Annotated in this window: 6 protein-coding genes; 3 read left to right on the top strand and 3 right to left on the bottom strand. The window is 60.9% G+C overall.

Annotation, left to right across the window (positions count from 1 at the left end; translation table 11 throughout):
* Positions 1–78: 78 nt before the first annotated feature.
* The 3 genes from MTAB308_RS00055 to MTAB308_RS00070 form a co-directional block, all read right to left on the bottom strand.
* Positions 79–1374, bottom strand: a complete 1296-nt coding sequence (locus MTAB308_RS00055; protein ID WP_077096690.1) for a phytanoyl-CoA dioxygenase family protein — start codon at positions 1372–1374, stop codon at positions 79–81.
* A gap of 40 nt (positions 1375–1414) precedes the next feature.
* Positions 1415–1822, bottom strand: a complete 408-nt coding sequence (locus tag MTAB308_RS00060) for a hypothetical protein (RefSeq protein ID WP_157900877.1) — start codon at positions 1820–1822, stop codon at positions 1415–1417.
* A 238-nt stretch (positions 1823–2060) separates the two neighbouring features.
* A complete protein-coding gene (locus MTAB308_RS00070) occupies positions 2061–2780 on the bottom strand; it encodes a sulfotransferase family 2 domain-containing protein (RefSeq protein ID WP_077096694.1) in 720 nt (239 codons plus the stop codon).
* A gap of 400 nt (positions 2781–3180) precedes the next feature.
* Here MTAB308_RS00070 and MTAB308_RS30160 point away from each other — a divergent pair, with 400 nt between their 5' ends.
* From MTAB308_RS30160 to MTAB308_RS00080, 3 genes are read left to right on the top strand one after another with little or no spacing between them, the layout of a single operon-like run.
* Complete coding sequence (locus MTAB308_RS30160) at positions 3181–3306, top strand: hypothetical protein (RefSeq protein WP_281253057.1); 126 nt, start codon at positions 3181–3183, stop codon at positions 3304–3306.
* Between the two features lie 7 nt (positions 3307–3313).
* The gene (locus MTAB308_RS00075; RefSeq protein WP_108637156.1) at positions 3314–4150 is read left to right on the top strand and encodes a class I SAM-dependent methyltransferase; all 837 of its coding nucleotides are present in this window, start codon (positions 3314–3316) and stop codon (positions 4148–4150) included.
* Positions 4147–5301 carry a class I SAM-dependent methyltransferase gene (locus tag MTAB308_RS00080; protein WP_077096697.1) on the top strand — a complete coding sequence of 385 codons (1155 nt, stop codon included), beginning with the start codon at positions 4147–4149 and terminating at the stop codon, positions 5299–5301. Before MTAB308_RS00075 ends, MTAB308_RS00080 begins: the two co-directional genes overlap by 4 nt.
* The last annotated feature ends 397 nt before the right edge of the window (positions 5302–5698 follow it).

Genomic DNA, 5698 nt, shown 5'->3' on the forward strand with positions numbered 1-5698 from the left:
AGGGGGCGCTGAATTGAGTCAGCGCCCTGAGGTCGTGCATTGGGTTTTGCTGTAGGGGCTTTCGAAGCGGCCGGTTCGCTACTCGGGCGAGCAGTACACCCCGGACGTGTAGTAGCAACCCAGGCAGTGGCGCTTCAACTGCACCGAACGGGTCTCGGTGTAGAGGGGCACGATTTCGCTTGGCGAGTAGTGGAAGACCACGCTCTTGCGGGTGGCGCTGGTGGAGATCGGGCGACCGCCGTGGGCGAGTTCTGCGTGCCAAATTAGTACATCGCCGCGCTTGGCCATGAAGGTTTCGCGCTTGAGCATGAGGCGCTGAGCCTCGCTTTGAATCGCTTTGAGGTGCTTGGCGTCCTCATCCTTGAGCAGATCCCAGCTGACGCCGACGAGCTGCGCGTCCGTCATGCTCTTGAAGCGCTCGGCGTGGCTGAACTCCGGCAGCTTGCGATGGCTTTCCACGAAGTACATCAACTCGCCCGCGTCGGGCTTTACGTCTTCGAGCGCGAACCACGCGGCGCAGAACTGCTGAGGAATGGAGTAGGCGACATAGGCCGAATCCTGGTGTATCGGCTGGGCCGAGCCGCGGTAAAAACCCAGCGACTGCGAGACCGAGGCGGGTCGCTCGAACAGCAGGTGGAGGAAGCGGGCCACCGCCGGGGCGAAGCCGAGATCGCGGATCTCGTCGAAATGCCAGTGCAGATCCAGAGCCTTGGCCGGCACCTCGCTCATCTTCGCCTGCCAGGCGAGGTGGCCGGGGGCGATGGACCCGCACTCGAAGCAGACCTGGGGATAGCGACCGTCATAGGCCGCTTCTAGCACCTCAGTGGCGCGGTCCAGGATCACGCTCGGAACGGCGTTCTTCAGCACGACGTAACCGTCCAGGACAAGGCTCTCCAGGTCCCGCGCTTCATCGGTGGTGATGTTGCCCAGTTCGTACTTGCCGCGGATCAGGTCCAGGGCGTTCGCCTGATCGATCCACAGGCCGCCATAAGGGGAAGGCATGGCGGCCGCGTTCTTCGGCCGTAGGGCCCGCGGATTCGGCTTGTAGCCGCGATGGCGGCCGATGCGATTGTAGTGCTGCTCCAGCAGCGCGGCGTCGGTCGGCGAAGATTCCTCGGCCGCCAGCGGGTATGACTTCGCATACCAAACGGCGTCGAACTCGGACAAATCCGTGGTGCTGGTGGGCGTTGCGCGCCGGCCCTCTGTGTGCCCGTGGCTGAGATAGTGATCCAGGGCGGACTTGAACCACCCCGCCCGGATCGCTTCGGCGACATCCGGATAGGCGCCGAGGTACCATTCTGCGTCGAATTCGACTTCGGCGATCGCATCTCCGCGCGGCATCAGGTCGGTTTCTGCGTGCTCGATGTCAGCCATTTTCGCGTGAGTCACCGCCTCTTACACCTATCATCGCAGGTTAGGGCGCATAATATAACGCTGCGGCGTTGGCCGTGAGGATTTTCCCGTACGCGAGCCCCGGACATTCCTTGATCAGCCGCCGGCAGGACGCCGCGGCGGCCGGCTGGTCGGCGGAGATATCGAGCCGCCAGTTCCCGTGCACCCGGTTCGAGAGGGATTCGAGCGTGAGGCGACTCCGATGCGCGGATCTGCTGTCCGCGGTCGCGCAAAGCAGCAGCGTGAACCGGGGCTGCCGGCCGAGCTGCTCTTGATACCTCAATACGCCTGGCTCACAAATCTTTTCGACGCCGAGGAACACCTCGCCGTCAAAGTCGACACCAACCGCCGTCGCGGCAACACGGCCATGACCAGACTGATCAACCCGATCCGCCGTGGCGTGCCCACCGCATCGGACGAGATCGCCCAACTCGCCCGCCCCCCGTGGCGCCGCCGACACCCCGGCCTTCTTCGACCCCCACGCCTCCAACGGACCCACCCACGCCATCAACAGCCGGCTAGAGACACCGCGCCGCAACGCCCTCGGATTACCCACATGGCACCAGGGCCGCTCCATACAGCCGCCCGATCCGGTCGAGGTGTCGCTGGAAGGTATCGGCTCGCTGGTCAACAAGGTTGTGGCACAGCCGTGGCGTGAAATGAGCAGATCAGCCGGGCCGTTTCTCGTAGCCGAATAGCGCGAAGTCATCGGCAAACAGCGCGTTGATCTTACCGATCGACGTGCTGCCCATACGGTCTACGTAGCGGTAGCGCGAACCGCCTACGGCGGAATCGGCGGTCACGTTCGCGTTTGGCCGGCGATCGACGTCGATACCTACGCGAGCGCAGAGCCGGTCGAAGTCGCTCTCGAAATTTTCGACCTTTCCGATGAAATCGACCATTTGCTGCCCACAGATGCCCGTCCAGTAATGGGCGGGATGTAGCGGAAAACTTGAGTTGCGGCCGATTTCATAAACTTGGCTCTCTCCGACCAAGCTAAGCCACTTGTCGAATTGGAAGTCGGCGGCGATCAGTTGTGCTTCGTTGTCGGCCAATTGGCGCATGACCAGCGCCTTGATCCACGCGTTTGGAAAAGGCGCGTTCGGCTGCTCGCGGATATCCCTCTGAAGTTGCAAGAAACCCGAATAGACCCGGTCATAAGGGTTTCTTATGAAGGCGCCCGTGACATAGCCTAACCGCGATTCTGGGAGCATCCGGAAATCGGCATAGGTCAGGTGCTGATGCACAACCCTTTGAAGATGCGGGTTGAAATCGTAGAAGCGGCTGTAAGGGCTCTCGTTATAATCATGCAACCGCGCGTGGGTTGTACTGCTCGCGGTCTTCCAAGGGGCCAAAAGCACGAAACGATGGCGGTGGGAAACGATCATCGGCCCAATATTTCACTGCACTCCGAGGCCCTATTTTGCCGTCCGGAGGGCAGAAGTTTCATAGACGGCGTCCTGTCCGCGACCCCCACGAATCCGGTACATAACCGTCATCAGTTTGGACAGCAGGTTCCCGTAAATCATTGACCCGATGCCGCACCCCATTCGGCATATGGTCAGAGAGCCGCGCCGGACTCGTTGTCGTCAACGCCGCCTCGCCCCACCAATGGACAAGATATTACGCGGCGGCGCTTTACGTACTTCGGTGCGGGAACACCACATGTACACCATGCGTCACATTATGGAACAAAAAACACTTCTGCTACAAGACGTGCGGAGAAGCCCGGCGTGGTTGAGTTAAGCGCGATTCCGCGCTTGCTCGGACGGCGGCAGCTTTGGTTGGGTGGCCTCGTACAACCGGGAACGCCTGGACGAAGCCCTGGGCTACCAGTCACCGGCCGAGTACGAGTCCGCCCTCACCGTCACCTCACAGCCCGCGAGCCAGCTAACCGCGCACAAATTCGGCTGACTACATCATGACAGGGAGTATTCGGCCGGGCTCGAATCGCACTTCGAAAGCGAATTGCGGCTCGCCCGGCGAGTTGCTGCCCCGGAAGCTTCAGGATTGTGTGAGTCTTGGTGGCCCCGCTGCGTACCAGGCAACCGGTGATGAATTCTCGGGTTATTTGGTTGACCTATGTGGGTTGCAGCCAGGCGACGCAGTGCGCGACGTTGGTTGCGGCTCAGGGCGGATGGGTCTGCCGCTCACCGGCTACCTGAACCGCGAGGACCGCGACGCCGGCTTCGATGTCGCAAGGGAAGCAATCGCGTGGTGCGCGGAGAACATCTCGGGATCACACCTCAACTTCGATTTCAGAGTCACAGATGTTCAGAACAAAAGATACAACGCGCAAGGAAATACACGCCGTGAGACTTCCGCTTTCCCGTGTCCTCATGGGTCGTTCGATGTAGTGTTGCTTGCCTCAGTATTCACGCACACGCTGCCAGCGGACGTGAAGCACTATATGTACGAGATCGTCCGTGTACTGAAGCCGGGCGGGCGAAGTCTGATCACCTTCTTCCTGCTCAATGAGGAGTCGTCAGCCCTCAGCAAGGAGGGGAAGGGATGGACCAAGTTCGAGCATGAGATGCAAGGTGCACGAACGACCAACGTCGAAAATCCTGAAGCGGCGATCGCGTACCCCGAAGCCCTCGTCAGGGATCTGTATGGGGAATGCGGCCTTGAGCTCCGGGAACCGTTGCGCTACGGCACGGGGTGCGGCCGAACGACCGGTATGAGCGGGCAGCAGGACGTCTTGATGATCGCGGTCAAGACCGCGAGCAGAAATCGCCTAACCCAAGGAGTGCGATGACTGACATCGAACGACCCAAGGGGTCGACCAACCATCCGCGCATTCCGCTGTCGGACGAGAACATCGCCGCCACCGAGGCCTTGGGCGCCATTCCCGTGACTACGCTCGGGGACGCTCGCGTTTCAACGGGTTCGGCACCCGTGTCAGAAGCATTTGAAAGAATGCCGCGCATGAGCCCCGCCGCCGCCGAGGAATACGTCGCCAGCCTCTACGCCACCGTCCTGAAGCGAGATCCCGGACCGGATGAGTTCGCTCACTGGGTAACCACCGCCGCTGCCTTGCCACCCGAGCAAGTCTATTTCGCCTTCGTCAAATGGAAAGAATACAAGCTTCAGCAGGAAAAGTCGGTGCGGACCATGTTTTCGCCCGGTTCTTATGAATTCATCCGCGGCTTGCGGCCGAACCTCGCGGTCTCGGACGGCGACACGATGTATAAGGCGGCGGCAGCGCGCCACTACGAATTCGTAGGCCGCTCCGATCTTTCGGTTGTACTCAACGCGCTCAACCTCCGGGCTACCTACCCTGGTGGCAATGCGGCGATCTCGGACGTCTTCGATTTCGGCTGCGGACACGGACGAGTGGCCCGCTGGTTCCGCGCCGCTTTTCCCGAAGCGGCGATCTGGGTGACCGATCGCGACCAAGCCGGCGTCGACTGGTGCGTCAGGCAGTTCGGTTGCAAAGACACGGGAGGTGAAATCCCGGCGGATCGTTTCGATGTCGTGTGGCTGGGGTCGGTTTTCACCCACCTTCCGCGGCAAGTCGCCGAAGGACTGATGGACAATCTGCTCAAGTCATTGAAGCCGAACGGCCTGCTCATTTTCACGACGCACGGGCGCTTCGCAGTGCGAATGCTGGAAAAATCTCTTGAGGCGAGCGATGTGCCGGGATGGATGCACTACGACCTCGAACGTGACAGCGTCGAGGACCTGATCAGACAATTTAACGAGGGGGGATACGGCTTCGTGGATTATCCACGCCAGACAGACTATGGCGTGTGCGTTGCGAAATCTCACTGGTATTCAGATCGGATCCTTCAGCACGACAGTTACATTCAGATCCTTATGCAGGAGAAGGGGTGCGACAACCACCAGGACGTGCTTGCTTTCATGAGAGCGGACCTCGGCGACCGGCGGAAGGGACCACTCTTCTAGCAACAACGCCGCCTCGGATCTGCGCCATGCCCGCTGGTCAGTGTCGCCGACCCATCGAGCAGTTCGTGGACGTAGATGGTCTTGGCGAGCGGCTTTGACGTACCTGACCGCCGCGGCGATCGATTGACATCCTGATTTCGGTCGGCGGTCAGCGGGTCCATCATCTCCAGCCTGGCTGAGGCGATAGGCCGCGAGGCGGCGCCACGTCGGAGCAAGGAACCGGACAGTACCGATCTGCCCGGTGTTTCAAACCGGCATAAGCAAACAAATAGGGGGCGCTGAATTGAGTCAGCGCCCTGAGGTCGTGCATTGGGTTTTGCTGTAGGGGCTTTCGAAGCGGCCGGTTCGCTACTCGGGCGAGCAGTACACCCCGGACGTGTAGTAGCAACCCAGGCAG

Source organism: Mycobacterium terramassiliense, assembly GCF_900157385.1.
Taxonomy (GTDB): Bacteria; Actinomycetota; Actinomycetes; order Mycobacteriales; family Mycobacteriaceae; genus Mycobacterium; species Mycobacterium terramassiliense.

Excerpts from the sequence above, each read along its gene's own strand:
- MTAB308_RS00055 (WP_077096690.1), bottom strand. The coding sequence starts at position 1,374 with ATGGCTGACATCGAGCACGCAGAAACCGACCTGATGCCGCGCGGAGAT.
- MTAB308_RS00070 (WP_077096694.1), bottom strand. The coding sequence starts at position 2,780 with ATGATCGTTTCCCACCGCCATCGTTTCGTGCTTTTGGCCCCTTGGAAG.
- MTAB308_RS00075 (WP_108637156.1), top strand. The coding sequence starts at position 3,314 with ATGACAGGGAGTATTCGGCCGGGCTCGAATCGCACTTCGAAAGCGAAT.
- MTAB308_RS00080 (WP_077096697.1), top strand. The coding sequence starts at position 4,147 with ATGACTGACATCGAACGACCCAAGGGGTCGACCAACCATCCGCGCATT.